Genomic DNA, 24,560 nt, shown 5'->3' with positions numbered 1-24,560 from the left:
TTCGCACCATTAGCTCCGGAGTGGAAAATGCTATTGGCGAATTGAAATGGGGTCTGCCCCTCTACTCTGAATTCGTCTCGCTTTGGCGATTTTGATAGTTGCTAGCAGCCGCTTCAGATTAATTTAGGAGAATTGATGGAACCGTCTTCATGCAATGATTCTAGGAATGAAGAGTTAACCCCTCATGAATTCGTCAACCGCGCCTTTCAGTCCTATCCATTAGGTAGAAGTCTGGCAAAGTCAATGAGCAGAACGGTTCTAGCAATCGATTTCGCTCGGTGAATCAGCCTGTTTCCGCCTGGTTGTGACCTCAGTCGCCCCGCCAAGTTCCGGTGCTCTCAATGTCTTGGATCAAATGATCTAAAATCAGCGAGATTCTGAATCCTTTCTTGGCTGTGGAGTCAGTGCAACCCATTTCTAGAAGCCGCTCACAGCGTAGCTTAGACCGGCTTCTGCCTAATGGGTAGAATTCCATTCCGGGGCGGTCAAATGTGATCTACGATGGAAGCTTACTAACTAGAAGCCTCCGCAGATCTTGAAAAACATTTCAGTTTGAAGCAGTAAGCATCTTCAGTCAGGGCAATAGACTGATAGTATGTAGCTCCTCAAAATACTATATGGCTTGGCTCTCTTAGGGGGTGACAACGCAGCTGAACCGTAGAGAAGATGCCGGATAGCAGTATCGAGAGACAGAAAAAATGAGGTGATTCCAATTGTTTCACCTCATCGATCTAAAATATGTTGCCCTCATTCTATCAAACCTGTTTACAATCGCAATTAACCCAGACGCAATTTGTGACGCTAGAAATCTTGGTCGAACTGTTGCACAAAGAGCGCAGAATTACGATTGAACGCTTAGCCACTCTATTTCCGCAACCGATTCTATTTGAGAGCAGACGACGAAACATTCAACGATTCTTGAGCTTGCCGCAACTGACTCCGCAAGCGATCTGGTTTCCGATTGTCAAGCAGTGGGTCAAGCGACATCATCCCCGGAGCAAACCACTTCATCTGGTGATTGACCGTACCCAATGGCAAGACCATAACTTGATCATGGTGAGTCTTGTGTACAATAAGCGAGCGATTCCATTGCACTGGATGTGGCTGAACAAGCAAGGACAGAGTTCACTTGTTGAACAACGAAGAGTGTTACGCCCTGTGTTTCATCTGTTGAAAAAGCATCGCTTCATTCTGCTCGGAGACCGTGAGTTTCACAGCATTGAACTGGCGGCTTGGTGTGTAGAAAAGCGAGTCAAATTCGTGTTCCGTTTACCGAAGAGTACGACCGTCAAACCAGACGACAGCAGCAGGTTTACGCGCCTTGATGACTTGCCGCAAACGCCCGGAATCACCGAGCAATATCTGCAAATTCAAGTGACGCAAAATCGCGGGTTCGGCAAGCACAATTTAGTCTTGCGCCAAAAGCGTGCCTACCGTCAATCGAGTTCGGATGCTTGGTATCTTCTGACTAATCTCGTCGATGCCGAACAAACGCTCAACGCTTATGCCACTCGCTTCTCGATTGAACCCCTGTTCAAAGACTACAAATCCGGCGGCTATCACCTCGAAGATTGTCATGCCGATTTCGGGCGTTTTACTGCCCTGCTGGTCCTGATTGCCATTGCCTACTCGATCTCGACCCTACAAGGGCGGCGCATTCGCAAAAAACAAGTGCAGCGTTACGTCGCTCGTGTGACTGAGCCAAAGCGGACAACAAAGCGTCACAGTGCTTTCTGGATTGGCTTGTATGGCAAGTTATGGATTGAACCCTTGAATTTGTGGTCAACCTTGGCAGGTCAACTGATGGCACTCAAGCCGCAAAAACGCCTTTTCTTTCAGCGAGGTCTCAACGCCATTTCCCTGATTCAGTCTGCTCTCTAGCTTCGTTGTCACCCCTTAAGCTTGGCTCTACTAAAGTCTGATTGCTTGAATCTTTGATTTGACAGTTTTCAAAGCACTCTCTGTGTCACTTAATAGAGCGAATGATGGCTCTATAGACGTTTGCTTTAGATTGGATGTTACCTCTTCTAACTTATCCAAATTACTCCTAGGATTGGCGAAATACTCTGCTACAAATCCAGTCACACTTTTGGACACTGAAAAATAGTTCTGTCTAAATCTTGAGTATTTTTGAGATACAACCCTTAATACATCGAAGATGTTAGAGTTTGTCTCAGCCCAGTAATTGAGAGGTTGATCTAGGAGTAGTTCTTCCCAAAACGCTTGCATTAGTTGTGGGAAGCGGTACTCATCAAAAGATTTACCCTTGAAGCCCTGTATATCGCTTTTTATAACGTCAATGCACTTCTGCTGTAAGGAGCTTACAATCTCCCTCTCTTTCTTTTCAACACTTACAGGAAACTGAAATTTATCTATTATTCTTGCTATGAGAAAGGTTAAAAGACCTGACGCAAAATTAACTAGTATTCCTACTACAATTGTTGCAAACAAGTTGCTAGGCATATTTTTGTCAATAAAATAAATGTATAAAATGTAAAGTGTTAGTGTAATAGAAACGCCTATCAGAATGGCGTAAAAAAACTTTTTTACTCTTTCTTCTTTTAATTTCTTTATCTCTTGTTTCCAAAGAAGTACGGATTGATTAATTTGTTGTTGAATTTTTGAATTAATTTCTGGAATGAGATTATTGTTAATATCTTCCTCTACTTCTCTTTCTAGTTCAGCAGCTAATTCTCTCAATCTGTCAGTTGAGCTTGTACCGCCATAGTAATTAATATCCTTACTTGCATTGAGTCTTCTAGTGACATCTTCCCTGAGTTGCTGACGCAATTCACCCAAGTCCCTCTGGATTGAGCTAAGTTGAGATGAATGCTCACTGAAGAGTGTATCTTTGCCAGGAAATATATAATCTTGTGCATTCCTCTTGCTTCGCTCTTTCTCTTCTTCAGTAAGATCTTGAGCTTCCAGATCATCCATTCTTTGACCAAGACCCAATTTTGCAATCAAATCTTTTGCTTGCAATGAAAAAACAGCACTGCGATAAAGTTTCACACTGTCGAAGAAAGCATCCATATCGCTTGACAAACTCTGAGTTACTTCAATTAATATATTTTCGCATTCCTTGATGAGTGTTCGAGAAGTTAGGTGAGTGTAAAGTTTCTCTATACAGTCATTCAGGTCACTATAATGCTGAACAAAAAACTCATAAATTCTTTGAATACTTTCTTTAGCATCTGTGAAAGTGACATCAGATGGGAGAAGATCGCTTGACTCAAGCTTTCCTTCGCTAGATACTTCAGACGAACTGCGAAGATATGGAATTTTTAAGATATTGTAGATTCTCTCACTACTTAAAGATCTACTATCAACCTCGCTCATTCTTCTGTAAAACTCTGACTCAAGTCGAGAAAGGCTTTCAATCCTTAAATTTTTCATCAAGTTGTCGGACCGATCCTGAGCCTCGCTTTTCAAGCGATTTCTGAATGCTTTGATATTTCCATCGGTAATCCAAAACTCGCTCATGTCAAAGAATCTACTTTCAAAAGCAGAAGTATTCTCAAGCACTTTAGAATGCACATTGCGAGCATTTGTAAGCTTTTTACTCCAAAAATCAGTGAGTTCATTATTTGTAACCTGAATTCTATTCTGAAAATCGTCAATATTTGTTCGTGCTCTCTGAACAACCATCGAAATATTTCTGATTTTTCTAGAAATGAAATCACAGAAGAAATTTTGTATCACTTCTGCACTGGAGCGAAAATACTCCACTTTATGGCTGTGAATTTGCATTTTCACATCCACATTTGCTATGTCTGAAAATTGAAGAATATAGTCCTTCAGATCCTCAAGTCTAATTTTAGACTTGTTATCAATGAACATTATTTCATCTGTATCAGAGGTCAAGGCAGTGTTGAGAACTTGATTAATTCTTTGTGAGAGGGAGCCTTTAAAGCTAGCAGCTTTCAAATGATCGAAATTATCAGCGATCAATTTTGAAAATTCATCTTTACGAAATTCATCAGTTCTCGTAACAACAAATCTCATAGGAACAAATTCTAACTGAGAATGCTTCTCTCTCAGTAAAGCAACATCTGCTTGATCAAGCGGACTAGCAGCAGAGAAGAAATATAAAATCAAGTCGCATATAGGAAGAAAATCTTTAGCGATCTCCTGAAAATCCTGCGGATCACCAGTTCCAGGAGTATCTGCTAAAACTATATTAGTCAGAAAGTCGTGATTAATAAAGTTTGATCTGATAGAAACTAGCCCTTCTCGCGTGACCTTAAAGATCGAGTCGTTGTTATCCTCATGGGTAATCAAGGTTATGTCCTTGTCCACAGGATTAAGCCCTACTGTGCGATAAGTTTTAGAATCCTTGCCAAGATTTAGTAGCGAGTTAATAGTACTGGATTTACCTGTGGAGAAGTGCCCCATAAAACCCACATATACTAAATCTTTCCCGCGATTCTTATACTGAATTAAGCTTCTCCTAATACGTTGAAGTAATTCTTGATTTTTCGTAGCTTCGGAATTCTTGCCTAACTCTAGTGCCTCATTTGCAATAGGCTCTTGAATATACTCTTCCAATTGAGTAAGCCCAGCGAGAATATTTTCACACTGGATATCCACTCTCTTGAAATCCTCCATGCTGTTGGTTCCCTTGACTACTATGCGTTTTCTATCTACAGATTAGTGACACATGGAGCGAAAGATGCCCTATGCGCTTTTTATACTAGCGTGTAAAGCCTTAAAAATATCTTTGTGCCAGATATTTTTAAGAAGATGTTTTAACGATGTGGGAAGGCTCTGCGTTCACGTACTATTCCGGGACGGTCGGCAACGGAGCGAGAGCATTCATCGAACTCACATTAGAAAATAGATGGGTCGCCTATCTTTGCAGCCACATCTAGACTTCTGCGACTTCAACTAAATTGCTGGGCATAAAATCGGGCATACCGCCCGCCCTCAGCGATCAATTCCTGATGCGTCCCCGCTTCCACCACGCGCCCTTTCTCCATCACCAGAATACGATCGACTCGTCTCACTGTCGCCAACCGATGCGCGATAATAAACACCGTTCTGCCTTGCATAATCCGCTCCAAAGCCTCTTGCACCAAAGCTTCTGATTCTGAATCTAGTGCAGAAGTCGCCTCATCGAGAATCAGAATTCTCGGATTTAATAGGACTGCACGAGCGATCGCTAATCTCTGCCGCTGTCCCCCCGATAAATTCACACCCCGTTCCCCGACCCAAGTCTCATAGCCATCGGGAAACTGACTAATAAACTGATGCGCGTTTGCAATCTTCGCCGCTGCTTGCACTGCTTTGAGATCGAAATCGAGTTGTCCAAACGCGATATTTTGCGCGATCGTGCCCGTAAATAACGTTGTTTCCTGTGGCACAATCCCGATCTGATGCCGCAAACTTTTCAACGTCACATCGCGAATATTCGTGCCATCAATCCAAATATTGCCTTGCTGCGGGTCATAAAATCGCGGAATCAGATTCACTAACGTTGTTTTTCCGGCTCCCGATGCGCCCACTAACGCGACCATTTCACCCGGCAAAACTCGTAAATTCAAATCTTGTAGAACCGGGCGATCGGGACGGTACGCGAAACTGACATTTTCAAATTCGATTCTGCCAACAACAGGCGATAACTCTTGAGCATCGGAACTTTCTGCGATCGACGGTCGAATCTGCAACAGTTCAAACACGCGATCGACCGACGCTTCTCCCTGCTTGAACTCGTTATAGTTCAGCGTCACCGTACTAATCGGCTCAAACAACATCGCCACGGCTGCTACAAACCCAACAAAGGCATCTGGAGTTAAATTACCTTGGGAAATCTGCCAAGTTCCAACCAGTAAAAGAATAACAATCCCGATCGCATCTAAGAAGCCTTGAACCGGGTACTGAATTGCTCTGAGGCGTTCTGTGGCGTATCTTGCTTGACGATTGCGCTCTGATCCCCGGCTAAACTGCTCGATCGCATACTCTTCCGCCGCAAACGCCCGCACCAATCTCACGCCGCTCAACATTTCAATCAACATCGCTGACAAATCCGAAATCCGGCTCTGACTCCGATAAGACAGCTTTCGCATCTTCTCGCCAAACCAAGCGGTCAAAAATGCCAACAGCGGAGCCACAATAAACGTCGCCAACGTCAACTGCCAGTTAAAGTAAAGCATCGTGCCCAATGTCGCCAGCAGTTTCAGCACATTCGGCACAAACTGACTAAACAGCTTTTGAACGACTTCACCGATACGATCGACATCTTCCGTCAGGCGATACGACAAATCCCCGGTTTGCACCGTTTCAAAATACGCCAAACTCAATCGCTGAATATGCGCGAATGTTCGATTTCTCAATTCCATCGCGATCGATAATGCCGCCTTTGCAATCAGCGTTTCTTGTCCGTACTGTGCAAACTTCTGTGCGCCCCAAATCAGAATCACATAGACTGCCGTTTCTGCGATCGCTGCAATTCGCCCTTCACCAATGAAGAGTGCCATTTTCTGGGCAAAAAATGCGAGAACGGGCCATGTCACTGCAAACACGATCGCACACATCAACGCATAAACGATCGTGCGCCATTGGGGACGAATATAGGGGACAAGCTGCCAGTAGTTAGAACGCTGTTTCAAGGTTGGTTAGATTTATGTTCCTGGTAGATGTGAAAAATCGAGGGTAAGAGCGAAACCACAATGATCACGAACACGATCGAGAGAAGATATTGATCCACGTCTGGAATCAGCGCACCAAGTCAATAGCCCAGTATCGTCAATCCAAACGTCCACATCAATCCCCCAACCACATTAAACGAAAAGAACGCCCGATAGTTCATCGCGCCAATTCCCGCCAGTACGATCGCGTTTCGTCCGTGTTTATCGTAAAACCGCTGAGCCGACACAGTATGCTTCTTGTGAAATAGCTAGGAGTCTTCTTTCTGGAAGAGTTTTCACCCGAATCTGTTCCCTTGAAAATAGAGATTGCCGGAATGGAAGACGAATCCGAAAATTCGATTAAAACTTATGAATTCTTCTGCCGTCGCCGCACCAGCCAAACAATAAACACAACCACCAGAATTGCTAGAACAACTTTAGAAACAGGCGCAAGATATTCATCGACCAGTTCGTAATTGTCTCCTAAAACATATCCAGCGTAAGTCAGAGCAAACGTCCAAACCGTCGTGCCGATCGTGGAATACACCAAAAATGGCATCAACCGCATTCCACTAATGCCCGCAGGCAGCGAAATCAATGTCCGCACCCCTGGTACCAATCGCCCGAATAAAACTGCTTTCGTTCCGTGTCGATAAAACCAGCGATTCACTTTATCAATATCGTTGCCCGTCACCCCGATCCATTTGCCATAGCGATCGGCAAGTTCCCGAATCCGTTTTTCCCCGATAAACAGCCCACCGTAGTACCAAAGCAGTGTTCCAAGAATCGTTCCAACGACTCCCGCCAGTACCGCATACTGAAAATTCATCTGCCCTTTCGACACGGTAAATCCAGCCAGCGGCATGATCAACTCCGATGGAATCGGCGGAAACAAATTCTCGGCAAACATCAGAAATCCGATTCCCAAATAGCCAAGCGACTCCATCGTCTTGGTGATCCATTCAACCAATGCTGCACTCATGCGGGACTTCCTCGTATGGGGTGGACTGAAGCAGATTTGCGTGACTTTCGCGATCGCTCAGACTAATCTTATGAACTTTTATGAAACTTTTACGCGCCGTTCCACAAAATCCAGGAATTTCTCACACATTGTTCTGACCCACCCGCTTGATCGACTTGCTTGAGTGGTGTACCTAGAACCGATTCAAAAGCGTTCACCAAAACAGCGGACCCTATTGGACTCGAACCAATGACCGACCGCTTAGAAGGCGGTTGCTCTATCCACTGAGCTAAGGGTCCAGAGCAGACATTTACTACTATAACGGCGCAAGGCAGATTTAGAGCAACCAGAATTTTCCTGCTTAAATTTAGTTTTTATCAAGCTCGTGTAAAGTTAAGCCACAAAACGGGGAATTCAAGAAAGTGGGTACATCTTATTCGGTGCTCCCTTCTGCAATGTGGTGTCAACGAACACCATCACAAGTATCATGGCGAACATCGCCCCGCCCCCTACCCTAAGACCCTGAGCCGCTTTATGTTCATTCTGAAACGGCAGGATGTTGAGATCAGCAGCATTCAGCACCCCAAACGCGACCAAAAAGTTCCGATCTTGTCCTATCAAGGGCAAACCTTCCGATTGATCCAAGTCTTCAGCGCAGGACAGGAAGAAGATGCTCGATCGTTTTGGCGCGATCTCACTGACAATCAAGGCAAAGCCTGTGTCCTCCTCGAAGAACCAGAGCGCTACAGCGTTTGGGGCAAAGTGCGACTCGACCAGCTCGGAATTGAACTACCCGCCCAAGAGGGAGGAGCCGTTTCTGCAGTTTTTACTCAAGCGTGTTTACTGATGCTGCAAGCGATGTACATCGACATTGAAGATCTCATGGGCACGAAGCAAGCCACTTCATTCGAGCGGGATTTAGCAAATGTGCTTCAGCAGTGGCGCTTTCCTCAAACGGAGTCCCCGACTGCCATTAAACAACTCCTCACGGTGAATCCGCTCAATAGCTTGCACACTCCCACCTGGCAAGAAAGTTTACTCAATGTGTTGCTGCAAGAGCTTCATCGGCTCGGTAAGGCATATTTTGGCAAGTCCGCGTTTGTCGATCGTATTCTCGATGCGCTCCAAGATTTGCCGCAAGGTGAGCGCTCCCGGTTTTTGGAATGGCTCAACCACTCCCCGACCGGAAAACTCTGGTCTTAACTTCTGTCCCTTGTTGAAATACAAACTATGAGCAGTTCAGCGAGTCAATCTCAATCGAAATCCATTTCCGTTCAAGCGATCGTGTTTGCAGAAATTCTGTTAGCCGTCGCTGCTTTATTGTTTTTCCTACTCTTTAGTGTTCCTGATCCCGGTCAAACCCGCCCAGATTGGTACTCTTACGGCGCGTCCGCCTTCGAGATCGTCGCATTTTTTAGTGCGTCGTGGTTGTGCTTTAGAAACTGGAACAGTCCCCAGATCGTCAGCGGTCGCCGCGTGTGGCTGGGAATTGGACTCGGAATGCTCTGCTACGGGATTGGAACCATTTTATTTACCTACTGGGAAACGTATCTAGGACGCGAAGCTGATGTTTCTCTGGGTGATTTCTTTTATGTACCCACTTATCTATTTTTGGCGTGGGGCATGATTATGGCGTTTGCCGATCGACGATTAAATCTCGATCTCTGGCAATGGCTCACAGTGGGCGCGATCGCAGCGGTCAGTATCGCTTTTGCAACCTGGTTAACTCTGAAACCCGATACACCCTCTGCTTTGCTGTTTGGTGAACCTGCAATCGCTCAAACTGCACCCGTCCAAACCAAACCGACCCCTAGAGCAACGGTTGCACCCACGGTTCGACCTTCTCCCGTCGTGACTCCTGCCGCAACTCCGAAACCCGTTATTGAAGAGAAGAAAATCGAGGACAAGCAACCCGCCAAAGTTGACAACGCACCGGAGTGGGTGAAATCAGTCGAAGAAGCACTCGCACCGCTTAAATCGTCTCTTGATTATTTCTACGTTCTCGCAGACGTTTTCATCCTGATCATTGCTACAACACTACTGCTTGCCTTCTGGGGTGGACGATTCTCGCAATCTTGGCGCATGATTGCCGCTGCTGCCTTCTGTCTCTACATCGCGGATATGTGGTTCAAATACGCCACGACCCGCCTTGAGAACTATCAGAGCGGTGGACTCGTCGAAATCTTCTGGATCTTCAGCGGTGTGCTTTTCGGAATTGGAGCAGCGCTGGAATACGATTTAAGTCGATCGCGGCGCAGTGGCTCGCGTCGTCGTGCATAAAGATTTGTCCGGCATCCCTCATTCGATCGCGCTCAGCATAGAATAGATGAGTAATTGCCGCCCCGCGATGAGCTTTGCATGAGCAGACTGACTGATACTGATAAAACCAAGATTATTGAACTGTACCGCCAAACTGGAGAAACGACCCTGACTCTGGCGGAGCAATACGGTGTCAGTAATACAACGATTAGCCGCATTCTCAAAAGCAGCTTGTCGCCAGAAGAGTACGAAAGTCTAATTCAGCAAAAACGCAGTGCATCACGGAGCGGCACAAAAACGGCAACGGTAGAAACTCCCGCCGTTCAAGGAAATTTACTCGAAACCCCTGAGCCAGAACAACCTGAAGTGGTTGAACCTGAAGTCATTGAAGTGGTTGAACCTGAAGTCATTGAAGCGGTTGAAAAACCGTCGAAACCTGTACGCCGAGTGAAACGACGATCGAGCGTATCCGAAGCAACCGAAGAAGCTGCTCCACCCGCTGAAGAAGCGGTTCAAGTCAATACTGTTGAAGCGATCGTCGCTGAAGATCTCGCACCCAGCGCAAGCGAAATGCTGGACGAGGACGATGATGATGACGATCTCGATGATGATCTCGACGATCTCGACAGTTTAGACGAAGAAGACGATGATGATGAACCCGCCATCTTGCCTTCGATTCAACTCAGTGCAGCGGATTTTATTCGAGTGTTGCCGATCGCAGAAGCCGCAATTCCAAGAACGTGTTATCTCGTCGTCGATCGCTCTGCTGAATTGGTCGCACGTCCCTTAAGCGAATTCGCTGAACTCGGTCAAATCCCGTCTGGAGAAGTAGAGGCGAGAACGCTTCCAGTTTTTGACAATCACCGAGTTGCAAAGCGATTTTCAAATATTCGCACCCAACGGGTGATCAAAGTTCCCGATAGCCGAGTTTTGCAAAAGGCAGCACCCTATCTACAAGCCAAGGGAATTACGAGATTGCTGATTGACGGTCAAGTGTACGCGCTCTAAACGTCGTCGCCTTGACCAGGTAAAAGTCCAAGAAGGGGCTGCACGATCGCAGTTCCCAAAATTCCAAGCACAACGCTAAAAGCAATCACCAGACCGAACGGCAGATCGATCGATTGAAACGCTAAAAATCTGAGCGCGATCGGAGCCGCGTTTTGAATCGCAATGAGTGCGATCGCACCGACCCAAACGGCAACCAGACTCGCAGTAATTAAAGTGGCAAAACTTCTCATAGGATTTCAGGAATCGAGAACTGAGGCACTGTAGGAAATATCATCAGCCGCGAACTGATAAATTTTCATCCTTGTGAGACATTTCCTATACGGGTAGATTTAATCATCTACCCGCTTTTTATTTTAAATCCCGCTGATCGGAGATGACCAACGGGATTTCATGTTTATCTGAACAGGCTACTAACCGAGTTATCTTCGTGAATTCGCCAAATCGTTTCGCCGATCACACTGGCAACTGAGAGAATTTTCAGTTGCGGGAAGCGATGCTCATCCAAGATCGGAATCGTATTAGTGACGATCACTTCTTCGAGATAGCCACTAGAGAGACGCTCGATCGCAGGGGGAGAAAAGACCGCATGAGTTGCACAGGCGTAAACCTGACGTGCTCCCTCTTTGCGAAGAATCTTAGCGCCTTCTAGAATCGTTCCAGCCGTATCGATCATGTCATCGACTAAAACCGCAGTTTTGCCCCGGACATCCCCGATCACGTTCATCACTTCTGCCACATTGTGAGCCTGGCGGCGCTTATCAATGATTGCTAGAGGCGCATCGTTTAATCGTTTCGCTAAGGCTCTTGCTCGTGCAACTCCTCCGACATCCGGAGAAACAACGACCAGATCTTCAAGCTGTTTACTGGCAATGTAATCGACAAGCGTCGGAGAGCCGTAGACATGATCCATCGGAATATCGAAATACCCTTGGATCTGAGCCGCGTGTAAATCCATCGCGAGAATTCGATTCGCTCCTGCCTGAGTAATCAGATTGGCTGCGAGTTTTGCCGTAATCGATTCACGTCCAGCCGTTTTGCGATCGGCTCTCGCATACCCGTAATACGGCAGAACTGCGGTGACTTGTCGAGCGGATGCCCTTCGGCACGCATCGATCATAATCAGCAGTTCCATCAAGTTGTCGTTGACCGGGCGGCAAGTCGGCTGGATGAGATAAACATCACAACCGCGAATCGACTCTTGAATCTGGACATATAGCTCGCCATCCGCAAAGTGCTTTTGCACCATGGGACTCAGATCCATTCCTAAATATCGGGCGATTTCTTGTGAGAGGGGCACGTTTGCCGTGCCAGACAAGAGGCGCAGACGATTGCTATCAGGAATCGATGGCAGAGCAGAAGGAGGAGATAGTGTTGCAGAACGGATCACGTCAAGTCCTCGAACGCATTCAACGCAATATTAACACCGCGACTTTTGTTCATTGCCTTTGGTTTCGCGGATCTCAAGCATTCGTAAATGGCAGATGATTTTGCGAAATATTTGTTTAAGACTGAGCCACATTTAATGTACAGATGAGCGATCGTAAGATTCTTCATCCAATCAGGTGAAATGAGTGCTGGGGGAGAGAAGTGGATTTTAGTCAAGCTCAGTCCGAAGTATTTATCGCAACTTATTCTGCCAAATTTATTCGCGCTTCGCAATCCATTTTTACGATGTTATCGATCGCTGATTTATTTTGCGATTTTGTTGCCTAGATTACAAAAATATGCGTTAGATTCAATCGTCTGAGCTATGCTAAAAAATCTAGTGACGCAAGGGAACAAGCTATGAGTCTGAAAGACCGCATTACCGAAGAGATTAAAACCGCGATGAAGTCTCAGGATAAGGTGCGGTTAGAGACGCTGAGAAGCATTAAGAAAGTGCTATTAGAGAAAGAAGTAAGTGTCCGCCCGTCCGGTCAAACTGAATTGACCGAGGCGCAGGAAATCGAGGCGTTGTCTCAGATTGCCAAACAGCGCAGAGATTCGATCGAGCAATACACGAATGCGAATCGGTCAGATTTAGCCGACAAAGAAGCGGAAGAGTTGGCAATTATCGAGACGTTTCTGCCCGCGCAAATGTCCGATGAAGAAGTGGAAAGTGCGATCGCCGAAATCATCACCCAAGTTGGCGCAACTTCCGCAAAAGATATGGGTAAAGTGATGGGTCCCGCGATGCAGCAGTTGAAAGGCAAGGCGGACGGGAAGAAGGTACAAGCGATCGTTAAAGCGAAGTTGGGCGGATAGAGAATGAAGTGGGATGTCATTTCTGCAAGCAGAAGATCGGCTCATTATGATAAAGCAAGCAGTGATAAGCTCTCATCTTCATAGAATGATTTGATTGTGCCGAAATTCTGGCGCAGCAAGTTTTCAACCTGTGATGTCGAACAGTTGCCAAGGCGAAGCCAAATCACTTTCGGTGGATTCCCAAAGACTAAGCTTAGGTCGTGCATATCTGCATCTTTCGAGACAATCATTAAATTATTGTCCTTTGCATAATCCCAAACGATTGGGTCGATCGTTGCCTTCATGCCCACATCTCGAACGTGCAATGAGTTTGGAAAAAGATCGCTCAAACGGTTTGGCAACTTAGGTGATAGGTTTTCGTCAAAAAGTAGCTTCATGCGGACAGTGGAGCGCTCATAAACCGACGCTCACGATCAGCAGCGTAAGCAATACAAGCCTTTAAATCTTCTCGCGTTAGATCAGGAAAATCGTCGAGAATTTCTGCTTCGGTCATCTCGGAAGCTAGGTACTCAAGCACTTCATAAACTGTAATTCGCAAGCCACGGACACAAGGCTTACCACCCCGTTTATTCGGTTCGATCGTGATGTAATTTCGGTAGTTCATACGTTGCAAGTATCTGAATCTTGATTAAACCATAGCTCCGCAGCAGCGATTGATTCATCCTTCACTTCAGATGATTCAGGTTCCACTCTAGCCACTGAATAGAAGTTTGAACTTCTGCGGGCGCATTCAAGACTTCAAATTGTAGCTCTGGATCGCTCAGCAGGTCCAAAATCAATTAACGTTTGAAACTCAATTTCCTCATTAAGCGATCGCCTCTCTGTATACCTTCAAGAGCCTTCTCAAATTAGAACCAAAGCAGCATAACGACCCTGTTCAACGGCGGCAGGTAACCCTGAACTGCAACCAAGATTCTCAAGCTGTCCGTTGCAACAGGCTTGTTATACAGCCGTAGATTTAGAGTCAGTCATTCTAAGACGTTTTTCCATTGGAACTGCTCTATCATCATCCGGAAATCCAACTGATTCATAACCGAGCTTAGTGTAGAAGCCGATAGCATCCGGACTCGCTCCTAGTCTCGCGAACGTATACCCACGTCTAAAGATTTCCATTTCAAGACTATCCATAATGATACGACCTATACCTTTGCAACACCATGATGAGCAAACGTATAGTCCAGTAATACAATCGTCGGAACTACTTCCCCAACCGATATTGTCTTCTTCAGAACTGGCAATAATGACGTGACCAGCAGTAAGTCGATCTTGGTAGTAATTAGGTGATCGCTTGTCCGCCCAAGCCTGACGATCATTTAAACTAGCCTCAGATGGAGCTCCAAGGATGGCATCTCGACGAATCGCATAGATGGTGGCAAGGTCATCCAGACCTGCTGTGCGAAGTTTGATGCTCACAAATTCACTTCACCCCTCCATAGAAAATTCAGCATAACTCTTATTAGACTGACTCTCTCTGTCTAATTGCCCAAATCTGAATGTTAGACGGAAAAGTAGTTGACACAGCATTACATTAGAGCGGTTTAGGCTGCTAGGAGTCAGCATAACACCCTAAATCAAGGAATTAGAGCGACTCTTTCTGCCTAATACCAGGAGTTAGCATATTGGATCGACTCACACTCCGCATAATGTGCGGAGCCGTCAATTTCTAGCTGGCACGTACATCTGCATGAATCGCATTCACGATTTCTTGGAAAGGAACAGATTCTAGAACAGATAAAAGATTTACCACTTTAGCCAATAAATAGGGTCTGTCTTCATACTCATCCTGGCTCGGCAAAACGATCTGGATCGGTTTCCCTTGATCATCGACACCCTTCTCAAACACAAGCAGCCGTGGATTAGAGTAATTGATTGCCGTCCAGCGATTTCGCTGGAGATAGTTGACCACTTCAGCGACATGAAGCTCTTGAATTTGTGGATAGTGCGACAGAACTTCAGGGGTCATCACCATTCTCCTGTTTTGACATCCTGCATCAAGGTTAGAAAGATAGCTGTCGCATCGTATCATGACGATTCATCCACAGCATCATTGGAAGAGATCGAACACTCCAATCGCTTCCAATCCCTAATTCTCCGTCACTACTACCGGAGTCACCGTCACAGGCTGAGAATTAGCAACCAGTTCCTTTTTACTAAATTTAAGTTTGCCATCGACTAAATCAATCGAGATCGTGTCCCCTTCTACAAACGCATTTTCGAGTAGTTTAGTCGCGATCGGGTTTTGTAACTCCCGCTGAATTGCCCGTTTTAATGGACGTGCTCCGTAAGTCGGGTCATATCCCACATCTGCTACATATTTCTGTGCAGCAGGTGAAAGTTCCAACATAATCTTCTGATCGCTCAGCAAACCTTGAATTCGCTGAATCTGGAGTCCAACAATTTCACTCAATTCCGCACGATTCAACGGGTGGAACAGAATCGTATCATCGATTCTGTTGAGAAACTCAGGGCGGAAATGCTTCCGCAGCGCTTTCATCACTCGTTTTTGCATTTCTTCGTAGCGGGCATCATCACCAGCCACATCCAGAATATGTTCGCTGCCGATATTGCTCGTCATCACAATCACAGTGTTGCGAAAATCGACGGTGCGACCCTGAGAATCGGTAATGCGTCCATCATCGAGCACTTGAAGCAGGATGTTGAACACGTCCGGATGCGCTTTTTCAACCTCATCGAGCAGCACAACTGAATAGGGCTTGCGACGAATTGCTTCCGATAACTGTCCGCCTTCGTCGTAGCCCACATATCCAGGAGGAGCACCGACTAAGCGCGACACCGAATGTTTTTCCATGTATTCGGACATATCGAGACGCACGATCGCATCTTCCGCATCAAACAAAAATTGAGCCAGTGCGCGGGCGAGTTCCGTTTTTCCAACTCCGGTGGGTCCCATAAATAGAAATGAACCGATCGGGCGACTTGGATCTTTCATTCCCGATCGCGCTCGTCGAATCGCAGCAGAAACGGCTTCAACGGCATCGTGCTGTCCGATGACTCGTTCGTGCAGGTGCTTCTCCAAATTCAGGAGTTTCTGCCGCTCAGATTCGAGCAATCGAGTCACCGGAATTCCTGTCCAACGAGCAACGATTTCTGCAATATCCGCTTCGGTCACTTGTTCGCGCAGTAACGCGGTTCCGCCTGCTTGCAGTTCCAAAAGTTGCGCTTCTTGTTGTTCACGATCGTGCTGTAAGGCTTCAAGTCGCCCGTATTTTAGTTGCGCTGCTGTGTTGAGATCATACGCCCGTTCAGCTTGTTCGATTTGCACCCGAAGCTGATCTTCTTCCATCTTGAGCGATTTGATCGTTTCGAGGATTTGCTTTTCGTTTTGCCACTGGGAATCGAGGGCATCTTTTCGCGGCTGAAGTTCCGCGATTTCTTGTTCGAGCCGTTCGAGTCGATCTTTGGAATTGCGGCTGAGTCCGGATATTCCCGTTAATTTGTCTTCGCTCTTGACCGAGAGTTTTTCCATTTCAAGCTGTCTTAAACGGCGCTCGATTTGTTCTAGCTCGGTCGGCTTCGAGGTGATCTCCATTCGGAGTTTGGCAGCGGCTTCATCGACCAGATCGATCGCTTTGTCAGGAAGAAAGCGATCGCTAATATACCGACTCGATAACGTAGCAGCCGCCACTAAAGCCGAATCCGTAATGTTCACCCCGTGGTGAACTTCATACCGCTCTTTCAACCCGCGTAGAATCGAAATCGTATCTTCAACACTCGGCTGATCGATCACGACCTGCTGAAATCGCCGCTCTAGCGCTGCATCTTTCTCAATGTACTTCCGATACTCATCGAGCGTTGTCGCCCCAATACAGCGCAATTCTCCTCGCGCCAACATCGGTTTAAGCAGGTTTCCGGCATCCATATTGCCTTGACCGCTTGCACCCGCGCCAACGACCGTATGAAGCTCATCGATGAATAAAACGATTTGCCCATCGGAATCGATCACTTCTTTAAGAACAGCTCTAAGTCGATCCTCAAATTCGCCTCGATACTTCGCCCCTGCAATCAGCGATCCCATGTCGAGAGAAATCAGCTTGCGGTTCTTTAGCGATTCAGGTACATCACCATTCACGATTCGTTGTGCGAGACCTTCCGCGATCGCAGTTTTCCCGACTCCCGGTTCTCCAATCAAGACCGGATTATTTTTAGTCCGTCGAGATAGAACCTGTACCACACGACGAATTTCGCCATCGCGTCCAATCACCGGATCGATCTTGCCTGCTTTGGCACGTTCCGTTAGATCCAATCCAAATTTTTCTAAAGCTGAATAGCGCGATTCGGGAGCTTGATCGGTCACTTTCTGACTGCCTCGAAGGTCGCGAATTGCCGTATCTAATCGCGCTGTATCCACATTGAAACTGCGGAAGATCTTCAGACCGAGGCGCGGATCGTTAGCAAACGCCTGGATAAAATGTTCGATCGAAATAAAATCGTCCTGCATCGAAGCTCTCGCCGCTTCTGCTCGATCGAGCATTGAATCGAGATACCGCCCTAAATAAAGCTGTTCCGTACTGCCCACTTTTGGCTGACGGCGAGTAAAGTCATCGACCTGCTGGAAAAATCGATTCGGCTCAATTCCGGCTTTGCTTAAAATTTTTCCCGCCAAGCCATCTTCCTGCTCTAGCAGGCTAATGATCAAATGCTCGACTTCTAGATTCTGGTGTCGATAACGTCGCACGACATCTTGTGCCTGAACGATCGCTTCCCAGGCTTTATCTGTAAATTTGCTGGGGTCTGTGGGTTGCATTCCAATAATGTTTTGTCATCGCTCTTCTTGAAACTTCACTCTAGCAGGTTCAGACGATTGTTTCATTCTGTGTTTTGCCTTCGTGAATCCGTCAGACTGGCAGAATAGAAACCAAGTCATGAAGCAGGCGCTAAATCAATCTTGACTCCTTGCCAACTTTCAGCACTGTGTAGGCTGTGACGATTGGAAGCAAAAGCATTGCTCTCGAATCTTCCAGCCTAAAAGCGAGAAAGCAGAACGCGAGTAAACTCTCATTCTGCTCTCACTTCGTTATATACCCCCAAGGGAATTCGAATCCCTGTCGCCTCCGTGAAAGGGAGGTGTCCTAGGCCTCTAGACGATGGGGGCGCGGTTTGTGTCGCGCTTGCTTCGTACAATCGACATTTACTAATGTAACGGGCAGAACGAGGATTGTCAACAGGTCTACCTAAATTTATTTTCAAATCAAGCTGTGAAATCAAGCAATAAGCCAAAAAACATCACGATTAGCCAGCCCTAGAACTGTCCCTTGGCAGAGACGCACGATCGAGAAAACCCACTACCGTAAATGAAAGATAACGAACCTTTACCCACTCTAGAAGGCTTTGTCCCGACCTGTCATGCTGCTGATCGACTTCATGCTATCGCCGAAGACCCCAAAAACTGATGGCGTTCTGACTCGCCCCTCGATTCCTTTGCCTGAAACTCCCAGTACCCTAGAAGAACACCCTGTTTCATCCTCAACTGCGCCTTCCTTTGTGGAACACTCGAATTCTTCTCAATCTGTGCGATCGCGCTGCTTACCTTGGCTCGCGTCGATCGTTTATCCGCTGGCACGCTATGTGGTTCTGCCGTTCTACTTTCGACGAATCGAGGTAACGGGTCGAGAACAGTTTCCCGCAGTCGGTCCGGTGATTATCGCGGCAACACATCGATCGCGGTGGGATGCTTTGATGGTTCCTTGTGCGGTGGGTCAAGATGTGACGGGTCGAGCGTTGCGGTTCATGGTGACAGCCGATGAAATGAACGGGATTCAAGGCTGGTTTATTCGGCGATTGGGTGGGTTTCCGATTAATACTCGTCAGCCGACGATTTCAGCTCTTCGACACAGCATCGATTTGCTCCAACAGGGCGAAGCGCTGGTCATTTTTCCCGAAGGTAATATCTACCGACAGCCTGCCAATCTTAAGCCTGGATTAGCTCGATTAGCACTGCAAGCAGAAGCGAGTCAGCCGAATTTGAATGTGCAGATTGTCCCGATCTCAATTCAATATAGCAAACCCTTAGTACCGTGGCGGTCTGCGGTTAAAGTTCGTGTCCATCAGCCGTTAAAGGTGGCAGAGTACAGCTTAGACCATCCGAAGCAAGGGGCAAAACGGTTAACAGCGGATTTAGAAAAGATTTTGCGAGGATGCTGCCAGTAAAAGCCAATAAAAAAAGAGACGCAGTTACCCGCGTCTCTTTTTTTGTTTTTCTTTAGAAATTAGCGACCGATGCCGATATACCGGAAGCCTGCTTCTTCTAAAACAGGTTGATTCAGGAAGTTCCGACCATCAATCAAAATCGGAGCATTCATCAGCTTCGCCATTTTGATGTAGTCGAGGCTGAGGAACTGTGCCCATTCTGTAACAAGCACCAGAGCATCACAGCCATCTGCTAAACGCTCTGGGTCGGTTTCAACGATGACATCAGAAATGCCGTCGCGCATTCCGCTCTGTGAAATGATCGGGTCGTAGGCTTTTACTTTCGCACCCAGACGAGTCAGGTTCTCGATCACGTTCAGTGCAGGAGCATCTCGCAAATCATCGGTGTCCGGTTTGAAAGTCAGACCCAAAAGCCCGATCGTTTTTCCTTTCAGAATCTTCAACGCTTGCTGAAGTTTCTCAACGACGATCAACCGTTGACGCTCGTTGACGCTCACGGCTGCTTTGAGCAACTGAGTTTCGTAGCCATAATCGTCAGCAGTGTGAATCAGTGCAGAAACATCTTTCGGGAAGCAAGAACCGCCCCAACCGAGACCCGCACTCAAGAATTTGCTGCCGATCCGAGAATCAAGACCGATGCCTTTCGCGACCTGCATCACATCCGCACCCACGCGATCGCAGATATTCGCAACTTCATTAATAAAGCTGATTTTCGTTGCCAAGAATGCGTTTGCCGCATATTTGATCATTTCAGCCGAACTCAAATCCGTCACAACTACCGGAACAGGGGGCGCAGATTTGTCTTCCGCGAATTGACGCTCCACGATCGGCGTATAGAGTTCCTGCATTAACTTAATCGGTCGATCGCTGTTGTTGCTGCCAAGAACGATGCGATCAGGGTTGAACGTGTCAAACACCGCAGATCCTTCGCGCAGAAATTCCGGGTTACTGACCACATCGAAATCATATTCGCCTGTTAAAGCAGCGGGTCTGATTTCTTCACCGCCACCGACTCCAGCAAGAACAGGTTGCGCTTCTGCGCGTTGACGTTCTGCGAGTCCGTCGAGCACGAGCATCCTCACCCAGTCTCCAGAACCGATCGGCACAGTAGACTTGTTCACGATGACTTTGTAGCCGCCCTTAAGGTTAGCACCGATGCCACGCGCAACTGCTTCTACATAGCGAGTATCGCTTTCACCATTGGGAAGCGCTGGCGTTCCAACTGCAATAAACAGAATTTGACCATGCTCGACTCCAGCCGCGATATCGGTCGTGAACTCTAAGCGTCCCGATTCGATCGAGGACTTCATAATTTCAGACAATCCCGGTTCAAAAATCGGCGACTGTCCCGACTGCATCAATTTGACTTTTGCTTCGTTGTTATCGATGCAGATGACATGATGCCCGATGTGAGACAGACAAACACCCGTAACCAAACCGACGTAACCTGTTCCAATAACGCAAACGCGCATAGTGATACTCCTCGAACAAACGATATGTTGCCTCGATAAATCTTTCCGTCAGCATTCCCGAAGTGGATGACCTTAGTGCGTCGCCATCGACTCTGGTTGTGCTTCAGGCGTTTCGAGGCGGCTGCGAAAATCAGCGATCGTGCGCTCTAGACCTTCTTTGAGCGGAATGGTAGGCTGCCAACCAAGACGAGTTTGAGCGCGGGTAATATCCGGCTTACGACGACGGGGATCATCTTGCGGCAATGGCTCGAATTTTACGGAGCCAGAAGGATTCACCATTTCTTGAACCGCTTGAGCGAGTTGCAGAATCGTGTATTCGCCAGGGTTGCCTAGATTAACCGGACCAATGAAATCACCATTCATTAAGCGATACAGACCATCCACTAAGTCAGAAACATAACAGAAGCTGCGGGTCTGTGATCCATCACCGTATACCGTTAGGGCGTGACCTTGAAGGGCTTGGACGACGAAATTGCTCACGACTCGTCCATCGTTTTCGAGCATTCGGGGTCCGTAGGTGTTGAAAATGCGGGCGACGCGGATATCAACATCGTTTTGGCGGTGGTAGTCGAAGGCGAGGGTTTCGGCAACTCGCTTTCCTTCGTCGTAGCAACTGCGAATCCCGATCGGGTTGACGCTACCGCGGTATTCTTCGGACTGGGGATGAACTTCGGGATCGCCGTACACTTCAGAAGTCGAAGCCAAGAGGAACCGCGCTTTCACTCGTTTTGCTAGACCCAGCATGTTCATTGTTCCCATCACATTGATTTTGACGGTTTTGACGGGATTGTATTGGTAATGAACGGGCGATGCAGGGCAGGCGAGGTGATAAATCTGATCCACTTCGAGGCGAATCGGTTCGGTGATGTCGTGGCGAATTAGTTCAAAATTGGGGTTGCCCATCCAGTGCTGGATGTTGCGCTTGTGTCCGGTGTAAAAATTATCGAGACAAATCACTTCGTGACCTGTGGTCATTAGTCGATCGATCAAGTGGGAGCCGATAAAGCCTGCACCACCAGTGACAAGAATTCGCATAAGTTCAAAATCCGCTTAAGTTGCAAACGAGCAAGGGGTAGAAGTGGCAGTTGTGATTGATTCCCTGCTTGCCAGAAGTGTACCCATTAAATTAACGGGTGACACGATGGCGATCCGGACAGGGAGTGGGGCAAAAACTCTACGCCAAGCGAGCTTTTTCATCAGTAGAACCATAACAGACTCAATCTTGTTCTGGAATTTCGTTCGATCGAGTTCATCGAATCTTCAACGCCCTATGAAAATTGCCCCTACTTTTTGGGTAGGAGCAACTTGCAACGAATGATGAAATTTAGCCTTGTTCGTTGGAGAGGCGAAGAACTGCCATAAATGCCTCTTGTGGGACATCGACGGTTCCGATCGCTTTCATCCGCTTTTTCCCTTTCGCTTGCTTTTGCAGCAGTTTCTTCTTCCGGGAGATGTCGCCGCCGTAACATTTTGCCAAGACATCTTTGCGAAGGGCGGGAATATGTTCGCTGGCGATGACCTTGCTCCCGATCGCGGCTTGAATCGGAATCTTGAACTGGTGACGGGGGATCAGTTCGCGTAATTTTTCCGTTAGAGCGCGACCGACTCCATAGGCTTTATCCCGGTGCACGATCGTTGCCAGTGAATCAACCGGATCACCGTTGATCAAAATATCCAGCTTCACAAGGGCATTTTCGCGATAGCCGATCAGTTGATACTCCATGCTGGCGTAACCCCGCGATCGAGACTTCATCTGATCAAAGAAATCGGTAACAACTTCAGCCAAAGGCAGTTCATACATCAGCGTGGTTCGTCCCGGTGTGAGGTACTTCATGTCCTTGAAGACTCCACGGCGGTTCTGGCAGAGTTCCATCAATGTGCCGACATAAGTTTCGGGCGTGATGATGTCTACCTGAACATAAGGTTCTTCGATCTTCTCGCGCTCTTGTGGAGAGGGAAGTTTTCCAGGGTTATCGATGAGCTGCACTTCGCCTTTGATGGTGGTGACTCGGTAAACCACAGAAGGAGCAGTGATGATCAGATCGAGATTATATTCGCGCTCTAGCCGTTCTTGCACGATTTCCATGTGGAGCAAGCCGAGGAAACCACACCGGAAACCGAAACCCATTGCGCTCGAAGTTTCCGGCTCAAAATTGAGTGCAGCATCGTTGAGCTTCAATTTATCGAGGGCTTCACGCAATTCTGGAAACTGATCCGCATCGGTCGGGAACATTCCACAGAACACCATCGGTTTTGCTTCGATGTAACCGGGTAGCGGCTCAGCGGCTTTGTTTGCAGAAAGGGTAATCGTGTCACCGACTCGCGCATCTTCGACAGCTTTAATCGAGGCGGCAAAATATCCCACTTCTCCAGCGTGGAGTGAATCGACTTGAACTTGAGTCGGCGAAAGAACACCGAGTTCATCGATGACATATTCCTTGCCCGATGCCATCAGGTAGACTTTATCGCCTTTCTTGACGTGACCGTCCATCACTCGGAAGTAGACGATCACACCTCGGTAAGCGTCGTAATAGCTATCGAAAATCAGCGCTCTGAGAGGTTGTTTCGTCGTGTCTTCGGGGGGCGGAACTTTTCGCACGATCGCTTCTAAAATGTCCGGCACTCCGATCCCTTCTTTTGCAGAAGCCATAATCGCATCCGAGCAATCGAGTCCGATCACTTCTTCGATTTCTTGCCGGACGCGATCGGGTTCCGCTCCCGGCAAATCGATTTTATTTAACACCGGAATAATTTCTAAATCATGTTCGAGTGCTAGATAAACGTTCGCGAGAGTTTGCGCTTCTACCCCTTGAGACGCATCGACCACGAGGAGCGCACCTTCGCAGGCGGCAAGCGATCGAGACACTTCATACGAAAAATCGACGTGCCCAGGCGTGTCAATCAGATTGAGAACATACTGCTGCCCGTCTTTTGCGGTGTAATTCATTCGGGCGGCTTGGAGCTTGATCGTGATCCCGCGCTCCCGTTCCAGTTCCATATTGTCCAGGAACTGTTCTTTCATTTCCCGTGCAGTCACGGTCCCCGTTTCTTGAAGTAAACGGTCAGCCAGCGTGGACTTGCCGTGGTCGATGTGAGCAATGATGGAAAAATTTCGGATACGGTTGACGGGTACGTCAGTCATATATGTGTAAAGGTTGCGGCACTCTAGGACGGGCATTTCTATCAGAATCTCACTCTTTGTGGAGTCAGATCTAAAAGAGAACGCTTAAGATATTTTAATCCTTTCTTCACGGAGTTCGAGAGTCTGAGACGCTAAGAAAAAGAAATGTCCGAAATTTGTTTCGGATTAATTTACGATCCCGATTTTTTCTCAGCCACACTTGTGAAAGAATGTTAAAACTTTGTTGAATCTATGTAAAAAACGGTACATCCATAATTTATAGACGAGATTCTCAAAGTGCGGGTGATTTTCGGCTTTCAATGCCCTGTCTAATTTAGCCAACATGAACGACCCCAAACTGCAAGTGCCCGATCGACATAAGACCGAACTTTCGATTCAGATTGATTCTGATCTGTTGGAGCAAGTCCGACATTTGACGAATGATCCGAGCAAAGTGGTCGAAGTTGCGCTCAAGCAATGGTTACGAAGCGAACTTTACCGCGATGAGGATAATGCTCGGACGTTACCGAGAAATCCGCCTGTGCCTCCTAGAGGCGAGTGGAATGATTAATTTTGGTTGCTGTGATCGGTTTTCTGTGGCGATGCCTGTGAATTTGATTTAGTGTCCGATGTTCACTCCCCGGTCAAATGGTCACTTCTGTGAATCTTTCTAGCTCTTTGTCCGATCCGTCTTACTCGAT

22 protein-coding genes and 2 tRNA genes are annotated in these 24,560 nt (G+C 47.2%); 8 read left to right on the top strand and 16 right to left on the bottom strand.

Features of this window, described 5'->3' with window-relative positions:
• Positions 1-738 precede the first annotated feature (738 nt).
• Positions 739-1,881, top strand: coding sequence for an IS4 family transposase (locus NIES2104_RS11220; protein ID WP_058995868.1), 1,143 nt, complete (start codon positions 739-741; stop codon positions 1,879-1,881).
• 30 nt (positions 1,882-1,911) lie between these two features.
• Here the strand turns inward: NIES2104_RS11220 and NIES2104_RS11215 are convergent, their stop codons facing one another.
• From NIES2104_RS11215 to NIES2104_RS11200, 5 genes are all read right to left on the bottom strand, one after another.
• Entirely contained in the window at positions 1,912-4,608 is a 2,697-nt protein-coding gene (locus tag NIES2104_RS11215) for a GTPase (protein WP_058998294.1), read from the bottom strand.
• 275 nt (positions 4,609-4,883) lie between these two features.
• A complete protein-coding gene (locus NIES2104_RS11210) occupies positions 4,884-6,608 on the bottom strand; it encodes an ABC transporter ATP-binding protein (protein ID WP_058998293.1) in 1,725 nt (574 codons plus the stop codon).
• 119 nt (positions 6,609-6,727) lie between these two features.
• A complete protein-coding gene (locus tag NIES2104_RS31695) occupies positions 6,728-6,874 on the bottom strand; it encodes a hypothetical protein (protein WP_156426923.1) in 147 nt (48 codons plus the stop codon).
• Between the two features lie 119 nt (positions 6,875-6,993).
• Positions 6,994-7,608 (bottom strand): DedA family protein, encoded by a 615-nt coding sequence (locus tag NIES2104_RS11205; RefSeq protein ID WP_202815049.1) that lies wholly within the window; start codon positions 7,606-7,608, stop codon positions 6,994-6,996.
• Positions 7,609-7,813: 205 nt separating this feature from the next.
• Positions 7,814-7,886, bottom strand: a tRNA-Arg gene (locus NIES2104_RS11200).
• A 235-nt stretch (positions 7,887-8,121) separates the two neighbouring features.
• On the opposite strand from NIES2104_RS11200, the gene NIES2104_RS11195 reads away from it, so the two are divergent.
• The 3 genes from NIES2104_RS11195 to NIES2104_RS11185 all read left to right on the top strand — a co-directional run bounded on the left by NIES2104_RS11195 (position 8,122) and on the right by NIES2104_RS11185 (position 10,854).
• Positions 8,122-8,790, top strand: coding sequence for an Npun_F0813 family protein (locus NIES2104_RS11195; protein ID WP_058998292.1), 669 nt, complete (start codon positions 8,122-8,124; stop codon positions 8,788-8,790).
• Between the two features lie 27 nt (positions 8,791-8,817).
• Positions 8,818-9,867, top strand: a complete 1,050-nt coding sequence (locus NIES2104_RS11190; protein ID WP_058998291.1) for a hypothetical protein — start codon at positions 8,818-8,820, stop codon at positions 9,865-9,867.
• 78 nt (positions 9,868-9,945) lie between these two features.
• The gene (locus tag NIES2104_RS11185) at positions 9,946-10,854 is read left to right on the top strand and encodes a hypothetical protein (RefSeq protein ID WP_058998290.1); all 909 of its coding nucleotides are present in this window, start codon (positions 9,946-9,948) and stop codon (positions 10,852-10,854) included.
• On the opposite strand, the gene NIES2104_RS11180 is transcribed toward NIES2104_RS11185, so the two are convergent.
• Positions 10,851-11,084, bottom strand: coding sequence for a DUF1049 domain-containing protein (locus NIES2104_RS11180; protein WP_058998289.1), 234 nt, complete (start codon positions 11,082-11,084; stop codon positions 10,851-10,853). The genes NIES2104_RS11185 and NIES2104_RS11180 overlap by 4 nt on opposite strands.
• Before the next feature lie 164 nt (positions 11,085-11,248).
• The gene (locus NIES2104_RS11175; protein ID WP_058998288.1) at positions 11,249-12,241 is read right to left on the bottom strand and encodes a ribose-phosphate pyrophosphokinase; all 993 of its coding nucleotides are present in this window, start codon (positions 12,239-12,241) and stop codon (positions 11,249-11,251) included.
• A gap of 180 nt (positions 12,242-12,421) precedes the next feature.
• Between NIES2104_RS11175 and NIES2104_RS32265 the strand changes: the two genes are divergently transcribed.
• Positions 12,422-12,601, top strand: a complete 180-nt coding sequence (locus tag NIES2104_RS32265) for a hypothetical protein (RefSeq protein WP_058998287.1) — start codon at positions 12,422-12,424, stop codon at positions 12,599-12,601.
• A 38-nt stretch (positions 12,602-12,639) separates the two neighbouring features.
• Positions 12,640-13,098, top strand: coding sequence for a GatB/YqeY domain-containing protein (locus NIES2104_RS11165; protein ID WP_058998286.1), 459 nt, complete (start codon positions 12,640-12,642; stop codon positions 13,096-13,098).
• A gap of 44 nt (positions 13,099-13,142) precedes the next feature.
• Here NIES2104_RS11165 and NIES2104_RS11160 read toward each other — a convergent pair whose 3' ends face one another.
• From NIES2104_RS11160 to NIES2104_RS11135, 6 genes are all read right to left on the bottom strand, one after another.
• On the bottom strand, positions 13,143-13,475 hold the full coding sequence (locus NIES2104_RS11160; protein ID WP_058998285.1) for a DUF5615 family PIN-like protein: 333 nt from the start codon (positions 13,473-13,475) through the stop codon (positions 13,143-13,145).
• The gene (locus NIES2104_RS11155; protein ID WP_058998284.1) at positions 13,472-13,702 is read right to left on the bottom strand and encodes a DUF433 domain-containing protein; all 231 of its coding nucleotides are present in this window, start codon (positions 13,700-13,702) and stop codon (positions 13,472-13,474) included. Before NIES2104_RS11155 ends, NIES2104_RS11160 begins: the two co-directional genes overlap by 4 nt.
• Before the next feature lie 338 nt (positions 13,703-14,040).
• Positions 14,041-14,511 carry a GNAT family N-acetyltransferase gene (locus NIES2104_RS11150; protein WP_058998283.1) on the bottom strand — a complete coding sequence of 157 codons (471 nt, stop codon included), beginning with the start codon at positions 14,509-14,511 and terminating at the stop codon, positions 14,041-14,043.
• A 250-nt stretch (positions 14,512-14,761) separates the two neighbouring features.
• The gene (locus NIES2104_RS11145; RefSeq protein WP_059001669.1) at positions 14,762-15,061 is read right to left on the bottom strand and encodes a hypothetical protein; all 300 of its coding nucleotides are present in this window, start codon (positions 15,059-15,061) and stop codon (positions 14,762-14,764) included.
• Between the two features lie 120 nt (positions 15,062-15,181).
• The gene (clpB, locus tag NIES2104_RS11140; protein WP_058998282.1) at positions 15,182-17,863 is read right to left on the bottom strand and encodes an ATP-dependent chaperone ClpB; all 2,682 of its coding nucleotides are present in this window, start codon (positions 17,861-17,863) and stop codon (positions 15,182-15,184) included.
• 275 nt (positions 17,864-18,138) lie between these two features.
• Positions 18,139-18,211, bottom strand: a tRNA-Glu gene (locus NIES2104_RS11135).
• 236 nt (positions 18,212-18,447) lie between these two features.
• Here NIES2104_RS11135 and NIES2104_RS11130 point away from each other — a divergent pair.
• Positions 18,448-19,266 (top strand): 1-acyl-sn-glycerol-3-phosphate acyltransferase, encoded by an 819-nt coding sequence (locus NIES2104_RS11130; RefSeq protein ID WP_225895235.1) that lies wholly within the window; start codon positions 18,448-18,450, stop codon positions 19,264-19,266.
• A 59-nt stretch (positions 19,267-19,325) separates the two neighbouring features.
• Here the strand turns inward: NIES2104_RS11130 and NIES2104_RS11125 are convergent, their stop codons facing one another.
• The 3 genes from NIES2104_RS11125 to lepA form a co-directional block, all read right to left on the bottom strand.
• Positions 19,326-20,738 carry a UDP-glucose/GDP-mannose dehydrogenase family protein gene (locus tag NIES2104_RS11125; RefSeq protein ID WP_058998281.1) on the bottom strand — a complete coding sequence of 471 codons (1,413 nt, stop codon included), beginning with the start codon at positions 20,736-20,738 and terminating at the stop codon, positions 19,326-19,328.
• A 72-nt stretch (positions 20,739-20,810) separates the two neighbouring features.
• Positions 20,811-21,773: a UDP-glucuronic acid decarboxylase family protein gene (locus tag NIES2104_RS11120; RefSeq protein ID WP_058998280.1), complete on the bottom strand. Its 963-nt coding sequence runs from the start codon at positions 21,771-21,773 to the stop codon at positions 20,811-20,813.
• Between the two features lie 289 nt (positions 21,774-22,062).
• Positions 22,063-23,880 (bottom strand): translation elongation factor 4, encoded by a 1,818-nt coding sequence (gene lepA, locus NIES2104_RS11115; RefSeq protein WP_058998279.1) that lies wholly within the window; start codon positions 23,878-23,880, stop codon positions 22,063-22,065.
• Between the two features lie 322 nt (positions 23,881-24,202).
• Between lepA and NIES2104_RS11110 the strand changes: the two genes are divergently transcribed.
• A complete protein-coding gene (locus NIES2104_RS11110) occupies positions 24,203-24,430 on the top strand; it encodes a type II toxin-antitoxin system CcdA family antitoxin (protein WP_058998278.1) in 228 nt (75 codons plus the stop codon).
• The last annotated feature ends 130 nt before the right edge of the window (positions 24,431-24,560 follow it).

Source organism: Leptolyngbya sp. NIES-2104 (genome assembly GCF_001485215.1).
Lineage (GTDB): Bacteria > Cyanobacteriota > Cyanobacteriia > Leptolyngbyales > Leptolyngbyaceae > Leptolyngbya.
Note: the sequence above shows the minus strand (reverse complement) of the source record. Positions and strands in the feature narration are given on the sequence as shown.

Excerpts from the sequence above, each read along its gene's own strand:
- NIES2104_RS11160 (WP_058998285.1), bottom strand. The coding sequence starts at position 13,475 with ATGAAGCTACTTTTTGACGAAAACCTATCACCTAAGTTGCCAAACCGT.
- NIES2104_RS11110 (WP_058998278.1), top strand. The coding sequence starts at position 24,203 with ATGAACGACCCCAAACTGCAAGTGCCCGATCGACATAAGACCGAACTT.
- NIES2104_RS11220 (WP_058995868.1), top strand. The coding sequence starts at position 739 with ATGTTGCCCTCATTCTATCAAACCTGTTTACAATCGCAATTAACCCAG.
- NIES2104_RS32265 (WP_058998287.1), top strand. The coding sequence starts at position 12,422 with ATGAGTGCTGGGGGAGAGAAGTGGATTTTAGTCAAGCTCAGTCCGAAG.
- NIES2104_RS11195 (WP_058998292.1), top strand. The coding sequence starts at position 8,122 with ATGTTCATTCTGAAACGGCAGGATGTTGAGATCAGCAGCATTCAGCAC.
- NIES2104_RS11215 (WP_058998294.1), bottom strand. The coding sequence starts at position 4,608 with ATGGAGGATTTCAAGAGAGTGGATATCCAGTGTGAAAATATTCTCGCT.
- clpB (WP_058998282.1), bottom strand. The coding sequence starts at position 17,863 with ATGCAACCCACAGACCCCAGCAAATTTACAGATAAAGCCTGGGAAGCG.
- NIES2104_RS11145 (WP_059001669.1), bottom strand. The coding sequence starts at position 15,061 with ATGACCCCTGAAGTTCTGTCGCACTATCCACAAATTCAAGAGCTTCAT.
- NIES2104_RS11165 (WP_058998286.1), top strand. The coding sequence starts at position 12,640 with ATGAGTCTGAAAGACCGCATTACCGAAGAGATTAAAACCGCGATGAAG.
- NIES2104_RS11125 (WP_058998281.1), bottom strand. The coding sequence starts at position 20,738 with ATGCGCGTTTGCGTTATTGGAACAGGTTACGTCGGTTTGGTTACGGGT.
- NIES2104_RS11185 (WP_058998290.1), top strand. The coding sequence starts at position 9,946 with ATGAGCAGACTGACTGATACTGATAAAACCAAGATTATTGAACTGTAC.
- NIES2104_RS11120 (WP_058998280.1), bottom strand. The coding sequence starts at position 21,773 with ATGCGAATTCTTGTCACTGGTGGTGCAGGCTTTATCGGCTCCCACTTG.
- NIES2104_RS11180 (WP_058998289.1), bottom strand. The coding sequence starts at position 11,084 with ATGAGAAGTTTTGCCACTTTAATTACTGCGAGTCTGGTTGCCGTTTGG.
- NIES2104_RS11205 (WP_202815049.1), bottom strand. The coding sequence starts at position 7,608 with ATGAGTGCAGCATTGGTTGAATGGATCACCAAGACGATGGAGTCGCTT.
- NIES2104_RS11155 (WP_058998284.1), bottom strand. The coding sequence starts at position 13,702 with ATGAACTACCGAAATTACATCACGATCGAACCGAATAAACGGGGTGGT.
- lepA (WP_058998279.1), bottom strand. The coding sequence starts at position 23,880 with ATGACTGACGTACCCGTCAACCGTATCCGAAATTTTTCCATCATTGCT.
- NIES2104_RS11190 (WP_058998291.1), top strand. The coding sequence starts at position 8,818 with ATGAGCAGTTCAGCGAGTCAATCTCAATCGAAATCCATTTCCGTTCAA.